This is a genomic window from Roseitalea sp. (genome assembly GCF_984466335.1).
Genome location: NZ_CFIFWG010000218.1, coordinates 1 through 4,018 on the forward strand (window position 1 = coordinate 1; position 4,018 = coordinate 4,018).

A 4,018-nucleotide genomic window follows, 5' to 3' on the forward strand; every position below is an offset into this window, starting at 1 on the left:
CATCGGTGCCGTACATGGCTTCGAGCGCGGCCTTGTAGGTGGCCGCCTTTTCGGCCGGCAGGTCCGGCGTCGCAAAGAAGCCGCGCCAGTTGACGAACTCGGCGCCCGGCGCGCCCGCCTCGTCGCAGGTCGGCGTGTCGGCCGATGCGGACAGCCGCTCGGCCGCGCTCACGCAAAGGATGCGCACCTCGCCCTGGCGGGCCAGCTCGATGGCCTCGCCGAAGCCGGTCGACAGCGCCTTGATCTCGCCCGAGAGCAGGCCGGCCATGGCCTTGCCGCCCGCGTCATAGGGGATGTACTTGACCTCGGTCGGGTTTTCGCCGGCGCTTCTCATGATCAGCGCGGCCACCAGATGGTCCATGCCGCCGGCGACCGAGCCGCCGCCGATGGCGACACTGGTCGGGTCGGCCCTGTAGGCCGTCAGCAGGCCGCCGAAGTCGGCGATGTCCGAATCGGTGTGGACGACCATGGCCGCGTAGTCGCCGATCGTGCCGGCGATCGGCGTCAGGTCGCGGAACGATTGCGGGAACACGCCTTGCAGCGAGCGGATGACGATCGGCGTCGAATTGACCATAAGCACGCCCTGGTCGCCCGTCTCGATCAGATGCGCGATGGCCTTGCCGCCGCCGCCGCCGGACATGTTCTCATAGGTCGCGGAGCCGACCAGGCCGGACTTGGTCAGCGCCTCGCCGGTGCCGCGCGCCGTGCCGTCCCAGCCGCCGCCGGCGCCGCCGGGAATGAGGAAGTGGACTTCCTCGACCTTCTGGTGGCCGCCGGCCTGCGCGGCTCCGACCGTCGCCACCGCCAAGGAAGCAGCGCCGAGCGCCGCGGTGAGCAATTTCAACATGGTTTCCTCCCAAATGCGTGGCCGGCATGCGGCCGGGTGCCACAAACCAGAACACATCAAGCTGACAGAAGGCTGACAGGTCCGGTCCGCTCGCGCAAGAGGCATCCGGCCCGCTCAGCGCTGGCTGAGCGTATCGTTCCAGCGGTCGATGAGCCGGGCGCGGCGCACCTGATCCAGATAGACCAGAAGCGCGGGGCTGACGGCGATCGGCCGCAGCTTCTCGCCGGCCTGGGCGCGCAGGGCGCCGGCGGTGTTCTGGCCGTCGACATCGGGATGCAGTGCCGGCAGCCTGGCCTCGGACGCCATGACCTGCTGGCCGCGCCGGGACATCAGGAAGTCGAGGAACCGCGCGCCCAGATCGGGCGCGCGGGCGGCCTCCGGCACCAGCGCGATGCGGCTCATGATGATCGTGTAGTCGGTCGGCAGGACGATCCCCAGATCGCGATTGCGCACGGCCCAGGCGGCCGCATAGGAGCCCAGAATGTTGTAGCCGATGGCGAAGCGGCCGTCGGCGACCCGTTCGAGGATGGATGACGAGTTCGAATAGAGCTTGACGCCCGAGCGGCCCATCGCCCGGACCAGCTCCCACGTGTCGCGATTGTGCTCGGCGTCTCGCGCTAGGAACAAAAAGCCGACCCCGGCGCGTTCGATGTCGTAGGTGGCCACGCGGCCGTACAGATGGTCATGATCCCGGCCGAGCAGTTCGAGCAGGCCGGCGCGGGTGCGCGGAACGTCGCCGTCCGAAAAGCTCGGCCGGTGATAGACGATCACGGCGGGCTCGTAGGTGAGCGCGATCGCGGTGTCGCGCCAGTTGGCCCAGCCCGGCCAGCGCGCCGCGTTCGACAGCGCGACACGGCGCGCATAGCCGTCATTGGCGAGCTTCATCTGAAGGTCCATCGCAGAGGAAAAGACGAGGTCCGCCGTGCCGCCCGGCGCTTCGCTTTCGATGAGGACGCGATCGTAGATGTCGACCGTCTGAAGGTCGTGATAGGCGACCGCGATGGACGGATTGTCGGCCTGGAAGGCTTCGATCAGCGGTCTGGCCGCGCCCAGATCGAGCGAGGAGTAGATCGTCAGTTCCTGGCTTGCGCCCTCGCCCTTGGCTGGAAAAAAAGCCTCTGCCATGGCCTGGGTCGCCAGAACATGGGTCGCCAGAACATGGGGCGCCAGAAAAAGCGTCGCGATCGCCGCCCAAAGGTCGGTCCGGGACCATCGTCGCACGCAGCTTTCCTCCCGTTGACGGCCATTTCGCTTCACAAGGCCCGCCACGCGGCGTACCAATGGGCCGGGAGGCCGATCATGCGCATTCTGCTCGTCGAGGACAATGCAAAACTGGCCGCGGGCATGGCCGATGTGCTGGGCCGCGGCGGTTTCCAGGTCGACGCGGTGGCCGACGGCGAGCGGGCCGAGGCCGCGCTCGCCTCGACCCGGTTCGACCTGGTGGTGCTCGACCTCAGCCTGCCGGACATGGACGGGCTGGACGTGCTCAGGAACCTGCGCAACCGCCGCCACGACGTGCCCGTGCTGATCGTGACCGCGCGCGGCGATCTGGATGACCGGGTGCGGGGGCTCGACCTTGGCGCGGACGACTACCTGACCAAGCCGTTCGCGGTCGCCGAGCTTGAGGCGCGGGCGCGGGCCCTGATCCGGCGCGGGGCGGGGCGGGCGAGCCCGACCATCGCGTTCGCGGGCATGACGCTGGACATGGGCGCCAACAGCCTGACGCGCGCGGGCAGGCCGATCGACATCTCGCCGCGCGAATTGGCCGTGCTGCGGCTGATGCTGATGTCGAAGTCCGACGTCGTGCCCAAGGCGCAGATCGCCGAAAGCCTGTCGACCTTCGATGTCGACATGTCCGACAATGCCGTCGAGCAGACGATCAGCCGGCTGCGCAAGCGGCTCGCGGGCCATGGCGTGGCGATCCGGGCGGCGCGCGGCATGGGCTATTTCCTCCTGGCCGACGAGACGGCCGCGGCCGGCCGCTGAGGGATCGCGATGGGGACCAGCCGTCATTCCCTGCGCCGCCGGCTCCTGGTTTTCCTGCTCGTGCCGCTGTGCGCGATCGGGCTTCTCGCCCTTCTCGACGCCTATGGCAGCGCGCGCGAGACCGCCAACCAGGTGTTCGACCGGGTTCTGTCCGGTTCGGCGCTGGCGATCGCCGAGCGCGTGGTCGTCAACGATAAGGGCGAACTGGACGTCGACATTCCGTACGTGGCGCTCGAAATGCTGACCTCGTCGGCGCAGGATCGGGTGTTCTACCGCATCGACCATGGCGACGGAACGCCGATCACCGGCTATGAGCGGCTCGACGTGCCCGCCATGGCGCCGCAGTTCGCCGCCCCGTTCATGTTCGCCGATTCGACGTTTCGCGGCGAGCCGATCCGGCTCGCCAGCTATCGCGGCGCGGTTTCGACCGGACAGCGCTCGATCGGCTATCGCGTGACGATCGCCGAGACGACCAACGCCCGCGACGCGCTCGCCGGGCGCATCCTGCTGCGCACGGCGCTGCGCCAGTTCCTGCTGATCTTCGCGGCGGGGATCATCGTGTGGGTCGCCGTGACGCGCTCGCTGCGGCCGCTCGGCCGGCTGGAGGCGGCCATCGGGCGGCGCAGCCCGGAGGATCTGCGGCCGATCGCCCATTCGGTGCCGGCCGAGGTGGGCGGTCTCGTCGACCGCATCAATTCGTTCATGTGCCGCCTCGACGGGGCGCTGAGCGCGCTGCGCCACTTCACCGGCAATGCCAGCCATCAGCTTCGCACACCGCTCGCCATCATCCGCACCCAGCTTGCCATCGCCGCCCGCGCCGAAACCCTTGGCGAGGCGCGCCGCGCGATCGCCGATTGCGACCAGGCGGTGGGCGACGCCGAACGCACGCTCGCCCAGTTGCTGCTGCTGGCACGGGTCGACGAGACCAGCTCCAACGCGGTCGGCGGAACGCCGGTCGACCTGAACGCGGTCGCCAGGGGCGCGACCGAGAGCTTCGTTGTGACCGCCGCGCGCGCCGGGTTCGACCTTGCCTTCGAGGCCGGCCCCCCCGCCTGGTGCGCCGCCGATCCCGTGCTGCTGCGCGAGATGGTCGGCAATCTCATCGACAATGCGATCCGCCACGCCGGAGCGGGGACCGCGATCGTGGTCGGCAAGCGTGGCGGGCGGGTGCTGACCGACGGTGAC

At 69.5% G+C, this 4,018-nt stretch carries 4 protein-coding genes; 2 read left to right on the forward strand and 2 right to left on the reverse strand.

The features are described from left to right. The coding region (locus AC5E6L_RS14590) for a tripartite tricarboxylate transporter substrate-binding protein (RefSeq protein WP_491774255.1) at positions 1 to 847 on the reverse strand (847 nt) is incomplete at its 3' end. Positions 848 to 961: 114 nt separating this feature from the next. Continuing rightward, a complete protein-coding gene (locus tag AC5E6L_RS14595; RefSeq protein ID WP_491774259.1) occupies positions 962 to 1,972 on the reverse strand; it encodes an ABC transporter substrate-binding protein in 1,011 nt (336 codons plus the stop codon). A gap of 174 nt (positions 1,973 to 2,146) precedes the next feature. Here AC5E6L_RS14595 and AC5E6L_RS14600 point away from each other — a divergent pair, with 174 nt between their 5' ends. Together AC5E6L_RS14600 and AC5E6L_RS14605 are read left to right on the forward strand one after the other, a co-directional pair. Then, positions 2,147 to 2,833, forward strand: coding sequence for a response regulator transcription factor (locus tag AC5E6L_RS14600; protein ID WP_491230161.1), 687 nt, complete (start codon positions 2,147 to 2,149; stop codon positions 2,831 to 2,833). 9 nt (positions 2,834 to 2,842) lie between these two features. Continuing rightward, positions 2,843 to 4,018 (forward strand): sensor histidine kinase (locus tag AC5E6L_RS14605; RefSeq protein WP_491774257.1); only part of this gene is annotated, 1,176 nt, incomplete at its 3' end.

What these genes read in the sequence shown, in the direction of transcription:
- AC5E6L_RS14595 (WP_491774259.1), bottom strand. Translation starts at nt 1,972, where the DNA reads ATGGCAGAGGCTTTTTTTCCAGCCAAGGGCGAGGGCGCAAGCCAGGAA.
- AC5E6L_RS14600 (WP_491230161.1), top strand. Translation starts at nt 2,147, where the DNA reads ATGCGCATTCTGCTCGTCGAGGACAATGCAAAACTGGCCGCGGGCATG.